General features: G+C 71.4%; 12 protein-coding genes. 1 reads left to right on the forward strand and 11 read right to left on the reverse strand.

Annotation, left to right across the window (positions count from 1 at the left end):
- The first annotated feature begins 136 nt into the window (after positions 1-136).
- The gene (locus tag HWY45_RS30010; RefSeq protein ID WP_059566531.1) at positions 137-2632 is read left to right on the forward strand and encodes a family 20 glycosylhydrolase; all 2496 of its coding nucleotides are present in this window, start codon (positions 137-139) and stop codon (positions 2630-2632) included.
- 174 nt (positions 2633-2806) lie between these two features.
- Here HWY45_RS30010 and nagE read toward each other — a convergent pair whose 3' ends face one another.
- The 11 genes from nagE to HWY45_RS30065 form a co-directional block, all read right to left on the reverse strand.
- A complete protein-coding gene (nagE, locus tag HWY45_RS30015) occupies positions 2807-4570 on the reverse strand; it encodes an N-acetylglucosamine-specific PTS transporter subunit IIBC (protein WP_059803168.1) in 1764 nt (587 codons plus the stop codon).
- A gap of 93 nt (positions 4571-4663) precedes the next feature.
- Complete coding sequence (ptsP, locus tag HWY45_RS30020) at positions 4664-7246, reverse strand: phosphoenolpyruvate--protein phosphotransferase (protein WP_059885306.1); 2583 nt, start codon at positions 7244-7246, stop codon at positions 4664-4666.
- Positions 7247-7262: 16 nt separating this feature from the next.
- Complete coding sequence (locus HWY45_RS30025) at positions 7263-8279, reverse strand: SIS domain-containing protein (protein ID WP_059803172.1); 1017 nt, start codon at positions 8277-8279, stop codon at positions 7263-7265.
- Positions 8272-9375, reverse strand: coding sequence for an N-acetylglucosamine-6-phosphate deacetylase (nagA, locus tag HWY45_RS30030; RefSeq protein ID WP_059566527.1), 1104 nt, complete (start codon positions 9373-9375; stop codon positions 8272-8274). Before nagA ends, HWY45_RS30025 begins: the two co-directional genes overlap by 8 nt.
- A gap of 98 nt (positions 9376-9473) precedes the next feature.
- Positions 9474-10208 carry a GntR family transcriptional regulator gene (locus HWY45_RS30035; protein ID WP_059885304.1) on the reverse strand — a complete coding sequence of 245 codons (735 nt, stop codon included), beginning with the start codon at positions 10206-10208 and terminating at the stop codon, positions 9474-9476.
- Positions 10209-10516: 308 nt separating this feature from the next.
- Positions 10517-13735, reverse strand: a complete 3219-nt coding sequence (locus HWY45_RS30040) for an error-prone DNA polymerase (protein WP_059885303.1) — start codon at positions 13733-13735, stop codon at positions 10517-10519.
- Between the two features lie 6 nt (positions 13736-13741).
- Positions 13742-15232, reverse strand: coding sequence for a Y-family DNA polymerase (locus tag HWY45_RS30045; protein WP_059885301.1), 1491 nt, complete (start codon positions 15230-15232; stop codon positions 13742-13744).
- The gene (gene imuA, locus HWY45_RS30050) at positions 15165-15872 is read right to left on the reverse strand and encodes a translesion DNA synthesis-associated protein ImuA (RefSeq protein WP_059885299.1); all 708 of its coding nucleotides are present in this window, start codon (positions 15870-15872) and stop codon (positions 15165-15167) included. The genes HWY45_RS30045 and imuA overlap by 68 nt, the downstream gene beginning before the upstream one ends.
- 144 nt (positions 15873-16016) lie before the next feature.
- Positions 16017-16811 carry an ABC transporter ATP-binding protein gene (locus HWY45_RS30055; RefSeq protein ID WP_059566522.1) on the reverse strand — a complete coding sequence of 265 codons (795 nt, stop codon included), beginning with the start codon at positions 16809-16811 and terminating at the stop codon, positions 16017-16019.
- Position 16812: 1 nt separating this feature from the next.
- On the reverse strand, positions 16813-17709 hold the full coding sequence (locus HWY45_RS30060; protein ID WP_059885297.1) for an ABC transporter permease: 897 nt from the start codon (positions 17707-17709) through the stop codon (positions 16813-16815).
- A gap of 138 nt (positions 17710-17847) precedes the next feature.
- A complete protein-coding gene (locus HWY45_RS30065) occupies positions 17848-18813 on the reverse strand; it encodes an ABC transporter substrate-binding protein (RefSeq protein ID WP_059885294.1) in 966 nt (321 codons plus the stop codon).
- Positions 18814-19122: the final 309 nt, after the last annotated feature.

Genomic DNA, 19122 nt, shown 5'->3' on the forward strand with positions numbered 1-19122 from the left:
ATCCGCACTTCCCGCTTCCCCCCGCCCGCGCGCGGCCAGCCTTCCCCAGCAGCTTCCTTGAAAGACCCGATCGCAGCGACGTCATCCCCCGGCGACGCACTGCCGAGCCTCGCCGAAATTTTTCCAAGGAATTCCCATGAATCGAATCCTGCCTTCCCTGTGCGCCGGCCTGCTGCTGGCGGCCACGCTGCCGCCGGGCGTGGCGCGCGCGCAGTCGCCCGCGGCGCCCGGCGCCGTGGCCGCGGCATCCGCGAACGCCGCCCGGCCCGCGCAGACGCCCGCCGCGCTCGCGGCGCTGCTGTCGAACGGCCTCGCGCTGCGGGTCGCCGTCGACAACAATCACGCGGCGTCGGCCGGCGTGCCGTGCGCGGATCTCGGCGCCGACTGGGCCAGTTGCGCGACGGGCCGCCTGATCCTGCAGAACCGCGGCCACCAGCCGATCGCCGACGGCGGCTGGAAGCTCTACCTGCACAGCATCCGCCGCCTGCTGCGGATCGATCGCCCGGGCTTCGCGCTGCGCCGCCTGACGGGCGACCTGTACGAGCTGACGCTGCAGCCGGGCACGCTCAGGCTCGCGCCGGGCGAGCGCCTCGAGCTGCCGTTCGTCGCCGAATACTGGCTGCGCCGCTACAGCGACGTGATTCCGCGCCCGTACGTGGTCGTCGACGGTGCGGCGCCCGCGGTGCTCCGCTACAACGACACCGACGACGAGCTGCGCTACGTCGAATCGCTGCCCGCCGACGCGCAGAGCAATTCGCCCGGCAATGCGCCGCCGGTCGCCGCGCGGCCGGACGCCAGCCGCGCGCTGCCGAGCGTAAAGCGGCAGCGCGCGCTCGACGGCGCGCTCGAGCTGCGCGGCATCGACCTCGCGCTGCCGGAGCTGCCGGCCGCCCAGGTCGCGGCGCTGCGCGAGCGGGCGGGCACGCTCGGCCTCGACGGCGCGCGCGTGCCGGTGTGGGGCGTGGTCGCGCCGCGCCGGCTGCCGGCCGACATCGCGACACCGGGCGGCTACCGGCTCGCGATCGGGCCGCGCGGCGCATTCATCGAAGGCTACGACCGCGCGGGCCTCTACTACGGCGTGCAGACGCTCTTCTCGCTGGCGCCGGCCGGCGGCGGCCCGATCCCGGCGATGCTCGTCGAGGACGCGCCGCGCTTCGTCCACCGCGGCATGCACGTCGATCTCGCGCGCAACTTCAAGCACCCGGCGACGCTGCGCCGCCTGATCGACCAGATGAGCGCGTACAAGCTCAACCGGCTGCACCTGCACCTGTCCGACGACGAAGGCTGGCGCATCGAGATTCCGGGCCTGCCCGAGCTGACCGACGTCGGCGCGCGGCGCTGCCACGATCCGTCCGAGACGCGCTGCCTGCTGCCGCAGCTCGGCTCGGGGCCCGACGACCGTTCGGGCGGCGGCTACCTGACGCGCGACGACTACATGGCGCTGCTGCGCTACGCGGCCGACCGCTTCGTCGAGGTGATTCCCGAGATCGACATGCCCGCGCACTCGCGCGCGGCCGTGGTGTCGATGGAGGCGCGCTATCGCCGCCTGCACGCGGCCGGCCGCGACCAGGAAGCGAACGCGTACCGGCTGCTCGATCCGCAGGACACGTCGAACCTGCTGACGGTGCAGTTCTACGACCGGCGCAGCGACCTGAACCCGTGCGTGCCCGGCGCGCTCAACTTCGCGACGAAGGTGATCCGCGAGATCGCGTCGATGCATGCGGACGCGCGCGTGCCGCTGCGCACCTGGCACTACGGCGGCGACGAGGCGAAGAACATCCTGCTCGGCGCGGGCTTCCAGCCGCTGAACGGCGCCGATCCGGGCAAGGGCCGCATCGATCTGGCCGCGCAGGACAAGCCGTGGGCGCGCTCGCCCGCGTGCACGGCGCTGCTGCAGCGCGGCGAGGTCCGCTCGATCGACGAGCTGCCGACGCGCTTCGCGAAGCAGGTGAGCGCGGTGGTCGACGCGAACGGGATCGGCACGATGGCCGCATGGCAGGACGGCATCAAGCACGCGAACGGTCCGCAGGACTTCAGCACGCGCAACGTGATGGTGTCGCTGTGGGACACGATCTTCTGGGGCGCGTCGGACAGCGCGCGCGACCTGAGCGCGAAGGGATACCGGACGGTGCTGGCGCTGCCCGACTACCTGTACTTCGACTTCCCGTACACGCGCAACCCGCGCGAGCGCGGCTACTACTGGGGCTCGCAGGCAACCGACGAGTACAAGGTGTTCTCGCTCGCGCCGGACAACCTGCCGCAGAACGCCGAGGTGATCGGCGACCGCGACGGCAATCCGTTCGAGGTGACGGGCACGGGTGCCGCACCGCGTCTCGAAGGGATCCAGGGGCAGGCGTGGGGCGAGGTGATGCGCAACGACCGGCTGCTCGAATACATGGCGTATCCGCGGCTGCTCGCGCTCGCCGAGCGCGCGTGGCACAAGGCCGACTGGGAGCTGCCGTACGCGGCGGGCGTGCGCTACAAGCTCGGCGACACGCATCACGTCGACATCGCCGCGCTCCAGCGCGACTGGGCGGGCTTCGCGACGCTGCTCGCGCAGCGCGAATTGCCGAAGCTCGAGCGCGCGGGCATCGGCTATCGCAAGCCGACGTTCACGCTGACGAACCCGTGAGCGGTGGCCGGGGCGCGCATCGCGTGCGCCCCGGCCGCATCGGCGGCTCCGCGCCGCCATTCCCCTTCCCCACGCTCGCCAAACGAAAACGGCTTGCGAGGTTCGCAAGCCGTTTGTCCTTCACCACCCGCCGGTGCGAACCCGTCACGCGGATTCGCGCCGGCGCCTGCCGCATCAGGCCGGCTGGGCCGCCGCGCCGCCGCCTGCCGACGGCAGGCGCGCCGCGAGCTGCTCCGCATAGCGCGACGCCGCCGGACCGCAGACGATATGGAACGTGTCGAGCGCGACCCACGCGACGTCGAGCGCCCCGAGGCGCGCGCGATCGACCGACGACGGGTCGAGCACGACGACGCGCAGGCGCGTGGTCGCTACCGCATCGAGCGCCGCGATGTTGGTCGCGCCGCCGAACACCGCGAGCCAGCGCGCCGGATCGGGATCCAGCGGGCCAGCCGCGCCGCCGGCATGCGCGACGGCCGGCGATGCCGCTGCGCCGCCCGCTGCCGCCGCGGCCGCGCCGCTGCCGATCGCGGCCCGCATTTCGTCGGCGATGATGTCGGCCTCCGGCCCGATGATCACCTGCACGCTGTTGCCGCCGCGCTTGAGCACGCCGCGCGCGCCGATCGCCTTCAGGTCCGCTTCCGACACCTTCTCGGGGTCGGCGACGGTCAGGCGCAGGCGCGTCGTGCATGCGTCGACGACCGACAGGTTGCCCGCCCCGCCCAGCGCGGCAATATAGCGCTGCGCGCGCGGCGCGGCAGCCGCCGCTGCCGGTGCGACGAAACCGCCCGCCGCGGCCGGCTCGGTTGCCGCCGCGTCGGCCGTTGCCGGCTCGCGGCCCGGCGTCGCCATGTTGAACTTGCGGATGAAGAAGCGGAACAGCCCGTAGTACGCGGCGCCGTATGCGATGCCGAGCGGGATCGCGACCCAGCCCTTCGTCGACAGCCCGTAGTTCAGCACGTAGTCGATCCCGCCCGCCGAGAACGTGAAGCCGAGCTTCACGCCGAGCAGCTGGCAGATCGCGAGCGACAGGCCCGTGAGCACCGCGTGGATCACGTACAGCACCGGCGCGAGGAACATGAAGCTGAATTCGATCGGCTCGGTGACGCCCGTCAGGAACGACGTGAGCGCCATCGAGAACAGCAGACCGCCGACCACCGCGCGGCGCTCCTTCGGCGCCTCGTGCAGCATCGCGAGACACGCGGCCGGCAGGCCGAACATCATGATCGGGAAGAAGCCGGCCATGAACACGCCCGCGCTCGGGTCGCCCGCGAAGAAGCGGTGCAGGTCGCCGTGCACGATCTCGCCGCCGGCGGCCGGCGTGAAGTTGCCGAACACGAACCATGCGAGCGAGTTGATGATGTGGTGCAGGCCCGTGACGAGCAGCAGGCGGTTCAGGAAACCGAACACGAACGCGCCGATCGCGCCGGCGGTCGTGAGCCACTGGCCGGCCGCGTCGATCGCGTGCTGGACCGGCTGCCACACGTAGCCGAACACGATGCCGAGCACCACGCATGCGAGGCCGGTGATGATCGGCACGAAGCGCTTGCCGCCGAAGAACGCGAGGTAGTCGGGCAGCTTGATGTCCTTGTAGCGGTTGTACAGCAGCCCCGCGACGACGCCCGCGATGATCCCGGACAGCACGCCCATGTTCAGCTTCGGGTCGATGTCCTTCATGATCGCGGTTTCGATCAGGTAGCCGATCGCGCCCGCGAGCGCCGCGACGCCGTTGTTGTCCTTCGCGAAGCCGACCGCCACGCCGATCGCGAACAGCAGCGGCAGGTTCTCGAAGATCGCGCCGCCCGCGTCGGCGATCATCTTGATGTTGAACACGTCCGGCTGGCCGAGCCGCAGCAGGATGCCGGCGACCGGCAGCACCGCGATAGGCAGCATCAGCGCGCGGCCCAGGCTTTGTATCTTCAGAAACGGATTCCCGTCCATTCAGTCCTCCAATCCTTGTCTCTTCGTTGACGTAATTGCTCTCGTAGTGGATGTGCGTTGCTGCTGAAACGGCACGCGAGTCCCCGTCGACGCTCAGTCGAGCGGCCAGATCTCGCGGCTTGCTGCTCTGACCGCCTGTGCCGAATCGAGCGCGAGCAGATCCTGCGCGCGCTGGCGGCACAACGCGTAATCGAGACGGCGCACGCGCGCCTTGATGCCCGGCACCGACACCGGATCGACCGACAGCTCGGTCACGCCGAGGCCGACGAGGATCGGCACCGCGAGCGGATCGCCGCCGAGCGCGCCGCACACGCCGACCCATTTGCCGTGCTGCTGCGCACCGCGCACCGCGATGTCGATCAGGCGCAGCACCGCGGGGTGCAGGCCGTCCGACTGCGCGGCCAGATCGGCCTGGCAGCGGTCCATCGCGAGCGTGTACTGGGTCAGGTCGTTGGTGCCGATCGACAGGAAATCCGCGTGCTGCGCGAGCTGGTCGGCGAGCAGCGCCGCCGACGGCACCTCGATCATCACGCCCACCTCGACCGGCTCGGTGCGGCCCATCGCGCGCGCGAACTCGTCGATGCGCTTTTTCAGCCGCACGAGCTCGCCCGCGTCGGTAACCATCGGCAGCAGGATCCGCACCGCGCCGAACGGCTTCACCGCGAGCAGGCCCTGCAGCTGGTCGTCGAGCAGGTCCGGGCGCACCTGCGCGAGCCGGATCCCGCGCAGGCCGAGCGCCGGGTTCGGCTCGGGCGGCAGCGTCAGGTAGTCGACCTCCTTGTCCGCGCCGACGTCGAGCGTGCGGATGATCGCGGTGCGGCCCTGCAGCGCGTCGACGATCGACTGGTAGCTCTGCTGGTGCTCGAGCGTGGTCGGCGCCACCTGGCGGTGGATGAACATCAGCTCGGTGCGCAGCAGGCCGACCGCATCGGCGCCGTTGTCGACCGCGGTGTTCGCGTCGTCGAGCGTCGCGATGTTCGCGGCCACCTCGATCGCGCGGCCGTCGGCCGTCGCCGCGGCTTCGCCCGCGGTGCGGCGGTTCGCCTCGCGCACGCCGGCCAGGCGCTCGCATTCGTGGCGCGCGCGTTCGACGTCGCGCGCGGTCGGTGCGTGCTCGAGCCGCCCGCCGCTCGCGTCGACGACCACCTGGGTGCCGTCCGGAATCGCGTACAGCGCGTCGCCGACCGCGACGAGCGCCGGAATGCCGAGCTGGCGCGCGATGATCGCCGCGTGCGACGTCGCGCCGCCGCGCGCCATCACCAACGCCGTCACGCGTGCGCGATCGAGCGACGCGAGATCCGACGGCGTGAATTCCTCGGCGGACAGCACCGCCTCGTCGGGCAGCGCGCGCGCCGTGCCGCTCGTATGACCGAGCGCGCGCAGCACGCGCTTCTCGATGTCGCGCAGATCGGCCGCGCGTTCCGCGAGCAGTGCGTCGTCGAGCTTCGACAGCGTGTCGATCTGCGCGCGGATCGTCGCGCGCCACGCGTGGCCCGCGCTCTTGCCGAGGCTGATCAGGTCGCGTGCCGCGTCGATCAGCGTCGGATCCTCGAGCAGCACGCGATGCACCGCGAAAATCCCCGCCTCGCCGACCGCGCCGCGCTGCGACGCGCTGCGCACCGTGTCGTCCAGCTCCGCGTCGACGGCGGCGAGCGCCTTGTCGAGCGCGCGGCTTTCCGAGGCGGGCGTGCCGCTCGCCTGTTCGGGCGGCGTGATGTCGGCGTCGTCCCAGCGCACCAGCGCGCCGACGGCGATGCCCGGCGCCGCGCACACACCCGCGAGCGTGTTCGGGGCGAGCGGTGCGCCGGCGCTGCGCGCGACCGGCTGCGGCGCGGGCGACAGCGTGCGCGCCGGCTTTTCCTCGACTTCGCCGTGCGCTTCGCGCAGCAGCTCGTGCGCGACCGCATCGACCGCCTGCTGCGCGTGCGCGCCGCGGCCGACCAGCTCGATCGTCGCCAGTTCGCCGGCGCCGAGGCCCAGCAGCCCGACCACGCTTTCGATCGGCGCCTTGCGGCCGTCGAAGTGCACTTCGACATGCGCGTCGAGCCCGCGCGCCGCCTCGCGCGCCCGTGCGGCCGGCCGCGCATGCAGGCCGCCCGGCTGGGTCAGCTGGATCGCGCGGCGTGCCTCGTTCATCGCCGCGGCGCCCGCCTCGGCGGCCTGCACGGCCGCCTCGCCCTTGCCGCGCAGCGTGAGAAGCGGTGTCTCGCCCGCCGTCGCGACGCCGTGCGCACGCGCGACGATCTCGAATGCATCGGAGTTCGCGATCGCGATCACCGACACGAGGCTGTGCGCGCTGCGCGCGACCGCGTCCTGGTCGAACTCGATCAGCAGGTCGCCGGCCGCGACGTGCGCGCCGGCTTCGACGTGCGCGGTGAAGCCCTGCCCGTTCAGTTCGACGGTGTCGATGCCGATGTGCAGCAGCACTTCCGCGCCCTGCGGCGTGGTGATCGTCACCGCGTGGCCGGTGCGCGCGAGGTGCGACACGATGCCGGCGCACGGCGCGACGAGCTTGCCGGCGAGCGGGTCGATGCCGATGCCGTCGCCGAACATCCCGCCGGAGAACACCGGATCGGGCACGTCGGCCAGCGGAACGATCGGCCCCGTCAATGGGGCAAGCAGAACGATCTGATCGTGGGTGGGGCTCTTCAACTGGGACTCCTCGGCGCGTCTCATCGGCGTTCTCGGCTCATCAATGCGTTTCGGTGACTTTGTTCAGGTGGCGCGGCGTATCGGGGTTGCGGCCGCGCGCGACGGCGAGATCCGCCGCCATCACGTAGAACGACAGAATGGCGGCGATCGGGTCGAGCGCCGCGTGGGCGGACTGCGCAAGCGGCAGCGTCGCACCCGACAGGCCGGGCGTGCCGGCGGGCGCGGCGAGCAGCACCGCGGCGCCGCGCGCGCGCATGTCGGCCGCCAGCTGCAGCAGGCCCGCCTGCTCCGGCCCCGGCGGCGCGAACACGAGCAGCGGGTAGTCGCGGTCGATCAGCTCCATCGGGCCGTGACGCACTTCGGCGCTCGAGAACGCCTCGGCCTGGATGCCGGAGGTTTCCTTCAGCTTCAGCGCGGCTTCCTGCGCGATCGCGAGGCCGAGGCCGCGGCCGATCACGATCATCCGTTCGACGCCGGCGAGCGCGGCGACGGCCGGCGACCAGTCGAGCGAACCCGCCTGCGCGAGCACGTCGGGCAGGCCGCGCAATGCGGCGACGAGCGCGGCGTCGCGCTGCCAGAACGCGACGATCTGCGCGGACAGCGACAGCATCGCGATGTAGCTCTTGGTGGCGGCCACCGACAGCTCGGGGCCGGCCAGCAGCGGCAACTGGTGCTCGCAGGCGTCGGCGAGCGGCGACGGCAGCACGTTGACCGCCGCGACGGTGCGCGCGCCCGCTTCGCGCAGCGCGGCCATCGTGTTGACGAGATCGGGGCTCTGGCCCGACTGGGAGAACGCGAGCGCGAGCTGGTCCTGCACCTTCAGCGGCGCCTGCTGCAGCGTCGCGACCGACATCGGCAGCGACGCGACCGGCACGCCGAGGCGGCTCATCGTCAGGCTTGCGAAGTAACTGGCGGCGTGATCCGAGCTGCCGCGCGCGACCGTCAGCGCGACGGCCGGCGGATGCGCGAGCAACTGGGCGGCGAGCGCCTCGACGCGCGTGGTGTCGGCCAGCTGCGCGGCGACGACCTGCGCGGATTCGCGCGCTTCGTTAAGCATATTCGACAATCGATTCTCCTTCGACGTAGGTCGCGGTGAGGTTCAGGTCGCGATCGAACACGACGAGGTCGGCCCATGCGCCGCGCGCGATGCGGCCGCGATCGGCGATGCCGAGGTAATCGGCCGCATAGCGCGACATGCGGTTCGACACGTCGGCGATCGGCAGGCCGAGCGACACGAGGTTGCGCAGCGCCTGGTCCATCGTCAGCGTGCTGCCGGCGAGCGTGCCGTCGGCGAGGCGCACGCCGCCGAGGCACTTGGTCACGTGCTGGCTGCCGAGCCGGTATTCGCCGTCGGGCATGCCGGTGGCCGACGTGCTGTCGGTCACGACGTACAGGCGCGGGATCGCGCGCAGCGCCGCGCGGATCGCGCCCGGATGCACGTGCAGCAGGTCGGGGATGATTTCCGCGTATTCGGCATGCGCGAGCGCCGCGCCGACGAGGCCCGGGTTGCGGTGATGCAGCGGCGACATCGCGTTGAACAGGTGCGTGAAGCCGCACGCGCCGTGCTTGAGCGCGGCGACGGCATCGTCGTAGGTCGCGAGCGAGTGGCCGAGCTGCACGCGCACGCCGCGCGCGGCCATCTCGCCGATGATCTCGATGTGGCCGGCGATTTCCGGCGCGAGCGTGACGACGCGGATCGGCGCGATCGACAGGTACTTCAGCACCTCGTCGAGCACCGCCGACACGGCCGCGTCCGGCTGCGCGCCGAGCTTGCCGGGGTTGATGTACGGCCCCTCGAGGTGCACGCCGAGCACGCGCGCGCCGCCCGGCGTGCGGGTGCGCGCGACGCTGCCGAGGTTGCCGACGACTTTCATCAGCTCGTCGCGCGGCGCGGTCATCGTCGTCGCGAGCAGGCTCGTCGTGCCGTATTGCGCGTGCGTGCGGGCGATCGTCTCGATCGCGTCGCCGCCTTCCATCACGTCGGCGCCGCCGCCGCCGTGCACGTGCAGGTCGATGAAGCCGGGCAGGATGTACGGCGCATCGTTCTTCGCGGGGTCCGCGGATGTGCCGTCGAGCGTGGTGATGCGGCCGTTCTCGCAGTCGAGCGAGCCGTGGAGCCAGCCGTCGGGGGTCAGTATGTTGCCAGTCAGCATGACGTTCTCTTGATGATCGGGTGACGCGGCGAACCGCGTCGCGAGTTCCGTAATCCGTTGCGTGCGTCGCGTGCCGCGCGCCGGCGCAGTGTCGCGCGTCAGCGTTTCAGCTCGGCGACGAAATCGTAGTAATCGTCGCGGCAGTAGGATTCGGTGACTTCGATCGCGCGCTCGTCAGCCCCGTAGCCGATGCGCGTGATCACGAGGAGCGCCGCGCCCGGCGCCACCGCCATCCATTTCGCGATTTCGCGCGTCGCGTTCACCGCGCGAAAGTGTTGCAATGCGCGCACCACGACCGTGCCGCGCGCTTCCAGATAGTCGTACAGCGACGCGCCGAGCGCCTGCGGATCGGGCACCACCGCGGCCGGCAGCGTCGAGTGCTCGACCGCCATCACGATGCCGTCCGCGCGGCGCAGCCGCTCGAGCCGCGCGACGGTCGCGCCGGGCGCGAGGCCGAGATGGATGATCTCGTCGCGGCTCGCGGCGCGCAGCGCGCGCGACAGCCACACCGAATCCGGCCGGAAGCCGCGCTGGCGCATCTTCGCGGTGAAGCCGACCAGATGCGACAGCGGATCGGCGACGCGCGGCGTGATGAAGCTGCCCGCGCCGCGCGCCCGCGTGATCAGGCCCTGCTCGACCAGCAGCGCCAGCGCGCGCCGGGCGGTGATCCGCGACACGCCGACCGACGCCGACAGCAGCCGCTCCGACGGCAGCGCTTCGCCGGCCTGCCACGCGCCGCCGTGGATCGCGTTCGCCAGGTTGCGGGCGAGCTGCAGATAAAGCGGGGCGTCGCGGCAAGGATCGGGCGCCAGTTCGGACCAGCCGGTTTCCATGAGCCTCCAGGGGGTCGGGCGACGGACGCGGGCCGTCGGAAAGTGAACGCATTATATAACCACAATAATACCAGTCAACGAACTGGTATTAGCGTCGTTAAAATCTCCGGAAGCCTTGCCCCGCAAGCGTTTTAGCTGCGCCAAAGCCTTTGTTTACAACGAAGTACGGGATAGGGATTTACCCGAGGTGGGTTGCAAAGGGCCAATTCCACGATGCGGCCGGGCTAACGGATTACGACGAAAATGAGACCGGAATAGAACCAATTACATGAACTGGTATGCACCGTGCACGTGCGTTTGCGTGTGTGTCAGTGGAATTCGCGGCTCGACGTGCGCAGGCCGCCGAGCAGCGGCGTCAGGTCCTCGAAATGCTGCGCGACGAGGTGCCGCACGTCGCTCTCGACCTGCCACACGCCCGACGCCGCGAGCAGCCGCGAATCGAGCGTCTCGCGGCGCTGCCGCGCGAGCAGCTCGGGCCGCACGATCACGTTCACGCAGCCCGTTTCGTCCTCGAGCGTCATGAACATCACCCCTTTCGCGGTGCCCGGCATCTGCCGCGCGATCACGAGCCCGCACGCGCGCGCGAGCCGGCCGTTGCGGCGGTCGCGCAGCTCGGCCGCGGACGACAGCCGCTGCGCGCGCAGCGCGGGCCGCAGCAGCGCGACGGGGTGACGGTTCAGCGTGAGGCCGGTCGTGTGGTAGTCGGACAGGATGTCGTCGGCCTCCGACGGCGCGCCGAGCGCGGGCCGCTCGGGCTCGTCGATCGGCGCGGCCGCGAGCAGGTCGCGCTCGGGCGCCGCGGCGACGGCCTGCCACAGCGCATCGCGGCGATGGCCGGCCAGCGTCGCGAGCGCGTTCGCGGCGGCCAGCGCCTCGAGGTCGCGGCGCTCGAGCTGCGCGCGGCGCGCGAGCGCATCGACGTTCTCGAACGGGCCGGCCGTGCGCGCGGCCTCGATCCGCCGCGCGGCCGCCTCGCCGAGGCCGCGCACGAGCGACAGGCCGAGCCGCACCGCGGGCCGGCCGTGCGGCGGCGCCTCGCCGGGCAGCGCTTCGAGCGACGCCTCCCAGCCGCTCACCGTCGCGTCGACCGGCAGGACCGTCACGCCGTGGCGCTTCGCGTCCTGCACGAGCTGCGCGGGCGCGTAGAAGCCCATCGGCTGGCTGTTCAGCAACGCGGCGAGGAAGATCGCGGGCTCGTGGCATTTGAGCCAGCTGCTCGCGTACACGAGATGCGCGAAGCTGGCCGCGTGGCTCTCCGGAAAACCGTAATCGCCGAAGCCCTTGATCTGCTCGAAAATCTGCTCGGCGAATTCGGGCGGATAGTCGCGCTCCCGCATCCCGTCGACGATCTTGCGGTGATATTGCTCGAGATTGCCCTTGCGCTTCCACGCCGCCATCGCGCGACGCAATTCGTCGGCCTCGCCGGGCGTGAAGCCGGCCGCGATCATCGCGATCTGCATCACCTGCTCCTGGAAGATCGGCACGCCTTTCGTGCGTTCGAGCGCGGGCTTCAGATCCTCCTTCGGATAACTGACTTTCTCGATTCCCTGCCGCCGCTTCAGGTACGGATGCACGGCGCCGCCCTGGATCGGCCCCGGCCGCACGATCGCGACCTCGATCACGAGATCGTAGTAGTCGCGCGGCCTCAGGCGCGGCAACATCGACATCTGGGCGCGCGATTCGATCTGGAACACGCCGACCGTGTCGGCTCGGCAGATCATGTCGTAGGTGTCGTCGTCATCCTGCACGATGTCGTCCATCCCGAACGGCCTGTCGTCGTCAGGCCGGCCGCCCCGCTTCGGCGGCCCGCGCCATGCGGTGACCATGTCGAATGCGCGATGCAGCGCCGACAGCATGCCGAGCGCGAGCACGTCGACCTTCATCAGCCCGAGCGCTTCGAGATCGTCCTTGTCCCACTGGATCACGCGCCGCCCGTCCATCGCCGCGTTCTCGACCGGCACGAGCCGCGTGAGCTTGCCGCGGCTGATCACGAAGCCGCCCGAATGCTGCGACAGGTGGCGCGGGAAATTGAGCAGCCGCGCGGCAAGCTCGGCCCAGGCCTGGATCAGCGGCGTGCCGGGGTCGAGGCCGACGGACGCGAATTGCTGCAGCAGATCGCGGCTGCCGTCGAACCAGCGATGCCCCTTCGCGACGCGCTCGATCAGCATCGGATCGACGCCGAGCGCCTTGCCGGTCTCGCGCAGCGCGCCGCGCGGGCGGTAGGTCGATACGGCGGCGGCAAGCGCGGCACGGTTGTGGCCGTATTTCTCGTACAGGTACTGGATGACTTCCTCGCGCCGCTGATGCTCGAAGTCGACGTCGATATCGGGCGGCTCGCCGCGCTCGCGGCTGATGAAGCGCTCGAACAGCAAGGTGCTGCGCTCCGGATCCACCTCGGTCACGCCGAGGCAATAGCAGACGACCGAATTCGCGGCCGAGCCGCGCCCCTGGCACAGGATGTTCCGGCTGCGGGCATAGGTGACGACGTCGTACACCGTCAGGAAGAACGGCTCGTATTTCAGGTCATGGATCAATTCGAGTTCGTGCTTGATCAACCCCTCCACCTTCGCCGGCACGCCGTTCGGATAACGCCGGCGCGCGCCTGCCCAGGTTTCCTGCGCCAGATAGCTGGCCGGCGTGTGTCCGTCCGGCACGAGCTCGAGCGGATACTCGTAGCTCAGGTCGCCGAGCGAGAAGCTGCACGCATCGAGCATCGCGCACGTCTGCGCAATCTCGTCCAGCGAAAACAGCTTCGCGATCCGCCCGCGCGAACGCAAATGCTGTTCCGCGTTCGGCGCGAGCGCATACCCGCATTCCGAGACCGGCATCCCGACGCGAATCGCCGTCATCACGTCCTGCAGCGGCTTGCATGAGCGCAGGTGCATCGTCACATCGCCGAGCGCAACGATAGGCACGCCGCGCCGCTCGCCCGCCGCACGAATCTCCTCGCGCTGCACACCATCCAGCGCGCGCTGCAACTGCACGAGCCCGAGCCGCGCGTGCTCGCCGAACGTCGCGCGAAACCACGCGACCTGCGCGTCGAGCACATCCGCGCGCACCGGATACGCGGGCACGAGAATCGCAAAGCAGTCGGGCATGCCGCGCAGATGCGCAAACTCGGCAGGCGGCGCCGACAGCATTCTCGACGTCAGCCGGTAGGTGCCCTTCGGCGCGTTCATGCGCCTCCACGAAATCAGTTCGGACAGGTTGCCGTAGCCTTCGCGGTTCTGCGCAAGCAGCACGAGCCCGAACGCGCCGGGGCCCGGATCGTGGCCGGGCGGCACATCGTCCGGCGTCACGTCGAAATACGCGCCGATGACGAGCGGCAGCCCTTTCGCCTTCGCCGCGACATGCATCCGCGGCGCGCCCGCGAGCGAGCATTCGTCGGTGATCGCGATGCCGCGATAGCCGAGGTCGAACGCGCGCTCGACCAGCTCCTCCGCATGCGACGCGCCATGCAGAAACGAGAAGTTCGAGCGGCAGAACAACTCCGCGTAATCGGGCAACCCACTGAGTTTCGCAACCATCGCCGCTCACCCGAACAGGCCGTGCAGGAACCAGCGCGGCTCGGCCTGGCTCCCCGAGCGCTCCCTGAACACCCAGTAGCACGCGCCCGCCTCGTCCTGCGCAACGAAGTAATCGCGCGCCGCCAGTTGGCCGTCGAACCAGCCCGCCTCGATCCGCTCCGGCGACGACATCGTCCTGAGCGGCGTGCGGAACACCGGCCTTTCGTTGCGCATCAGCAGCGGCTGCGGCTCGGCCAGCAGCCACGCGGGGCGCGGCGGCGCGGCCGGCGGGCCGGCGGACGGCTTGCCGGCCGGCGCATCGAGCGGCAGCCAGCGGTTCGCGGCCTCGGGCCGATGATCGGCGACGGGCGCCGCGCGCAAGACGTTCTCCGCGCCGAGCCGCGCGACCAGCAGCTCGATGAGCCGCGCGCGCGTCTCGCGCGTGCCGCCCGGCTCGGGGAACAGATCCTCGGCCGGCGGCGCGACCGACTCGACGCGCGTGGCCGTCACGCGCACCGCGATCACCGCGGCCGACAGCTCGACCCGCGCGAGCCGCTCGCCGAGCAGCCGCATGAAATGCCCCTCATCGCGCACGGGCGACGCGAACGCGAGCTCGAGCAGCGTCGGCGGCACGGCCTGGCGGCCCCGCTCGTGCTCGAGGCCGACCGTCATCGCGGCGAGCGACAGCTGCCGCGCGGCCAGCCAGCCGCACAGCTGCACGACGAGCCGCCGCGCGGCGAACAGCACGGCCTCCGCGTATTCGACGCGCTCCGGCAATTCGAGCCGCACGTCGAACACGGGCGGCACCGCCATCCACGCCAGCGGCTCGACCGCCTCGCCGTACGCGCGATCGAGCGCGGCCAGCAGCGCGGGACCGCAGCGGCGCTGCAGCCCCGCGCGCGGCAGCCCGCGCAGATCGGCGAGCGTGCAGCAGCCGAGGCCGTCGAACCAGCCCGCGTACGGACGCGCGTCGGGCAGCAGCACGCACGGCAGCCCATCGAGCGCGCGAACGAGCGACGCCTGGCGCGCGACGCGCCGGCGCGTGCGCCCGCGGCCCGCCGCGGCGCGCGCGAGCAGCCACGCGCCGCGCCCGGTCGGCGCGGCGGACAGGCGCGCCGCATAGCCGAGCGCCGCGAGCGTCGCCCGCACCTGGCGGCACAGCGACGGCAGCCCGCCGAACAGGCGCAGGCTCGGGCCGACGTCGACGACGAGCGTCGCTTCGTCGTCGAGCGCGACGCACGGCGAGAAGCGCAGCAGCGCGAGCGCGACCGCGCGCAGCGCGTCGGCCTCGCGCGCGGGATCGCGTTCGACGAGCTGCGTATCGGGCGCGAGCGTCAGCACGCCGCCGCGCTTCATGCCCGCGCGCACGCCCTGCCGGTGCGCGGCCGCGTCGGCGATCAGCACGACGCCCTGCTCGAGCACCGCGCAGCCGGCCGCACCGGCCTTTGCGTCAGACGGCGGCGGGGCGCACACGTCGAGCGGCAGGCGCGGCAGATGGATGCCGAGCAAGACGCGCATAGCGGCTCTCCACAATAGGCGATGGCAGGTCGAGCACGAGCGGCTCGCCGCGTGCGGGCCCGCGCCGCTTGACGATGTCGACCGACACGCCGCCCGGCGCCGGATGCAGCGCGACGCGCAGCACCGCGGGCGACGGCTGCCGCGCGGCCGGCAGCGGGCGCAGCATCACGAACAGCGTGTCGCCCGTGCGGGCGGCCGCGAGATGCAGGCGCCGCAGCGCATCGGGCCGCGCGTCCTGCCAGAGCAGCAAGGCACCGCAGCAGCCTGTCTTGAGCGCCTGCTCGGCGGCCCACAGCGCGTCCGTGCGGCTGCCGGCGCGCAGCCACAGCAGCGCGTCGGCCGGCACGCCGAGGCCGGCGAGCGCGCTCGCATGCGGCGACTGCGGCGGCGCGACGAGCGCGAGCGGCCGCCGGGCGCTGACGGTGCGCGCGAGCGCGGGCGCGAGCAGCCGCATCTCGCCGCAGCCCGGCTGCGCGGCCAGCAGCTCGACGAGCCCGCCGACCGGCCAGCCGCCGCCGGGCAGCTCGGCGGACAGCGCCGCGAAACCGGTCTCGATCGTGCGCGGGCCGCCGCGCGCCAGCTGCGAACCGCGCCAGAGCGTCGGATGCAGGGATTCGGGAGAAATGGAGGATGCGAGCATGACGCCACCCACAACTGTATGGATATACAGTATATGGCAATGCTCGCGCGCCGCACAGTGCCGGCGGAAAACCGGCCTTTCGTCAGAGGAGAGACGCGGCGAATGCCGGCCGGAGCGCGGCCCCGGCCGATCCGCGACGAGGCGCTAGCCGAGCAGCAGCGCGTCGTCGTCGAGCTGCTCGTGCCGCACCTTCTCGAACATCTGCAGCAGGTCCGGCACGTCGAGCCCGCGGCGCGCATCGCCCGACACGTCGAGCACGACCTGCCCCTGGTGCAGCATCACCGTGCGATCGCCGTAGTCGAGCGCCTGCCGCATGCTGTGCGTGACCATCATCGTCGTCAGCCTGCTTTCCGCGACGATGCGCGCGGTCAGCTCCAGCACGAACGCGGCCGTCTTCGGGTCGAGCGCGGCCGTGTGCTCGTCGAGCAGCAGGATCCGCGACGGCCGCAGCGACGCCATCAGCAGGCTCACCGCCTGCCGCTGGCCACCCGACAGCAGGCCGATCCGGTCGGTCAGCCGGTTCTCGAGGCCGAGGTTCAGCAGCCGCAGCTTGTCGCGGAACAGCTCGCGCGACGGCCGGTCGAGCGCGGCCCGCAAGCCGCGCCGCGCGCCGCGCGCCATCGCGAGCGCCATGTTCTCCTCGATCGTCAGCGCTTCGCAGGTGCCGGCCATCGGATCCTGGAACACGCGCGCGACGAGGTGCGCGCGATCCCACGCCGGCTGGCGCGTGACGTCCGCGCCGTCGATCGCGATGCGGCCCGCGTCGACCGCCTGGTCGCCGCTGATCGCGTTGAGGAAGGTCGACTTGCCCGCGCCGTTCGAGCCGATCACCGCGACGAACTGGCCGTCGGGAATCTCGAGCGACAGGCCGCGCAGCGCGCGCGTCTCGATCGGCGTGCCGGGGTTGAAGGTGAGCTTCAGGTCTTGTGCGGACAGCATGTCATGCCCCTCCGTTCTTGCGCGCGAACAGCTTCTTGCGCGTCGCCGGCAGCACCAGCGCGATCGTGACGAGCGCGGCCGTCACGAGGTTCAGATCCTGCGCCTTCAGGCCGATGAATTCGCTGTTCAGCGCGAGCGCGATGAAGAAGCGGTAGACGATCGCGCCGAGCACCACCGCGAGCGTCGTCAGCACCAGCCGGCGCGCGGGCAGCAGCGTCTCGCCGATGATCACCGCGGCCAGCCCGATCACGATCGTGCCGATCCCCATCGAGATGTCCGAGCCGCCCTGCGTCTGCGCGAAGAGCGCCCCCGCGAGCGCGACGAGCGCGTTCGACAGCGCCATCCCGGCGAGCGTCGCGCGGCCGGTCGCGATGCCCTGCGCGCGCGCCATCCGCGGGTTCGCGCCGGTCGCGCGCATCGCGAGGCCGAGCTGCGACGAGAAGAACCAGTCGAGGCCGAGCTTCGCGACCACGACGACGATCGCGAGCAGCGCCGGGCGCAGCACGTAGTCGGGCAGCCAGTCGGGCTGCAGCACGGTGAACAGCGTCGGCTCGGTGATGAGCGGCACGTTCGGCCGGCCCATGATCCGCAGGTTCACCGAATACAGCGCGATCATCATCAGGATGCTGGCGAGCAGATCCATGATCTTCAGGCGCACGTTGAGCCAGCCCGTGACGAAGCCGGCCAGCGCGCCCGCGACGATCGCGAGCCCGGTCGCGGCGAACGGGTCGAAGCCGGCCGAGATCAGCGTCGCGGCCACCGCGCCGCCGAGCGGGAAGCTGCCGTCGACGGTCAGGTCGGGGAAATTGAGGATGCGGAACGAAATCAGCACCCCGAGGGCGACGAGGCTGAAGATCAGGCCGATCTCCAGTGCGCCCAGAAACGAGAACAGAGACATGGTGGGGAATCCTGTTGCTGCCCGGCCGGACGTGTACGGCCGGGTGAAGCGAACGGGCGGCCCCGGATGGGAGCCGCCCGTGCGGCGATGTCATCCAGGCCCGGATCGGGCCTGCCGGCGCGGCGCTCGGGCCGCGGCTTACTTGATGACCGTCTTCGCGTCCTTGACGAGATCCGGCGCGAGCGTCGCGCCCTGCTTCTCGGCCGCGCCCGTGTTCACGAACAGTTCGAGGTTGCTGCTCGTCTCCGATGCGATCGCACCCGGCTTCTCGCCCTTCAGGATCCGCGCGACGACCTTGCCGGTCTGGCGGCCGAGGTCGCCGTAGTTGATGCCGAGCGCCGCGATGCCGCCGCGCTTCACGCTGTCGGTGTCGCCCGCGACGAGCGGGATCTTCGCCTCGTTCGCGACCTTCACGAGCGCCTCGTACGCGGACACGACGTTGTTGTCGGTGTTCGTGTAGATCACGTCGACCTTGCCGATCAGGCTCTTCGCGGCCGGGCCGATGTCGACGGTGCGCGGCGCGGCCGCTTCCTTGAGCGTCATCCCCTGCTTCGCGAGGATCGCCTTGAGCTCCTTCACGACGACGACCGAGTTCGCCTCGCCCGGGTTGTAGACCATGCCGACCGTCTTCGCATTCGGCACGACGCGCTTGATCAGCGCGACCTGGCGGTCGAGCGGCAGCTTGTCGGACACGCCCGTCACGTTGGTGCCCGTCGGGCCCCAGCCCTTCACGAGCTGCGCGGCGACCGGATCGGTGACGCCCGAATAGACGACCGGCACGCTCTTCGTCGACGCGACCACCGCCTGCGCGGCCGGCGTCGCGATCGCGACGATCACGTCGGGCTTGTCGCCGATGAACTTGCGCGCGATCTGCGCGGCGGTGCCCGTGTTGCCCTGCGCGCTCTGGTATTCCCACTTGAGCTTGTCGTCGCCGTAGCCTTCGGCCTTCAGCTCGGCGCGCACGCCGTCGCGGATCGCGTCGAGCGCCGGGTGGTCGACGATCGACAGCACCTTGACGGTCTGCGCGTGCGCGGCGCCGGCCAGCGCGAGTGCGGCGACGCCGGCCGTGATCGAACGGATCGCGAAAGTCTTGAATCGCTTCATGGATGAGTCTCCCCCGTATTGTGTCGGTTCTGGATGATGGATTCCCGCCGCCGTCGGGCGGGCGCCGCCGCGCGTACGACACGCCGGCGATCGGCCCGCGCACGCTCCGGGAAAGCGTGCAGCGGCGAACGCACGAGGATACCATTTCCGCAGACCACCGCCTGACTTGATGCTTTCGCGCGGCACGCCGGATCGCGGCCCTCGCCGGGGTCCGAAAATGCGTGCGAAGCCCGGCCGGCGGCGGTGCCGGCCCGTGTCGGCCAACGCGTCAGCCTGGCTTGCGGCTTTACGCTATGCTGTCGCCGACCC

The sequence above is a fragment of the Burkholderia stagnalis genome (genome assembly GCF_902830275.1).
In the GTDB taxonomy this organism is placed as follows: Bacteria; Pseudomonadota; Gammaproteobacteria; order Burkholderiales; family Burkholderiaceae; genus Burkholderia; species Burkholderia stagnalis.

Coding starts and splice junctions, on each gene's coding strand:
- HWY45_RS30055 (WP_059566522.1), bottom strand. CDS start 16,811: ATGCTGTCCGCACAAGACCTGAAGCTCACCTTCAACCCCGGCACGCCG.
- nagA (WP_059566527.1), bottom strand. CDS start 9,375: ATGCTGACTGGCAACATACTGACCCCCGACGGCTGGCTCCACGGCTCG.
- HWY45_RS30025 (WP_059803172.1), bottom strand. CDS start 8,279: ATGCTTAACGAAGCGCGCGAATCCGCGCAGGTCGTCGCCGCGCAGCTG.
- nagE (WP_059803168.1), bottom strand. CDS start 4,570: ATGGACGGGAATCCGTTTCTGAAGATACAAAGCCTGGGCCGCGCGCTG.
- HWY45_RS30065 (WP_059885294.1), bottom strand. CDS start 18,813: ATGAAGCGATTCAAGACTTTCGCGATCCGTTCGATCACGGCCGGCGTC.
- HWY45_RS30010 (WP_059566531.1), top strand. CDS start 137: ATGAATCGAATCCTGCCTTCCCTGTGCGCCGGCCTGCTGCTGGCGGCC.
- imuA (WP_059885299.1), bottom strand. CDS start 15,872: ATGCTCGCATCCTCCATTTCTCCCGAATCCCTGCATCCGACGCTCTGG.
- HWY45_RS30035 (WP_059885304.1), bottom strand. CDS start 10,208: ATGGAAACCGGCTGGTCCGAACTGGCGCCCGATCCTTGCCGCGACGCC.
- HWY45_RS30045 (WP_059885301.1), bottom strand. CDS start 15,232: ATGCGCGTCTTGCTCGGCATCCATCTGCCGCGCCTGCCGCTCGACGTG.
- HWY45_RS30060 (WP_059885297.1), bottom strand. CDS start 17,709: ATGTCTCTGTTCTCGTTTCTGGGCGCACTGGAGATCGGCCTGATCTTC.
- ptsP (WP_059885306.1), bottom strand. CDS start 7,246: ATGAGACGCGCCGAGGAGTCCCAGTTGAAGAGCCCCACCCACGATCAG.
- HWY45_RS30040 (WP_059885303.1), bottom strand. CDS start 13,735: ATGGTTGCGAAACTCAGTGGGTTGCCCGATTACGCGGAGTTGTTCTGC.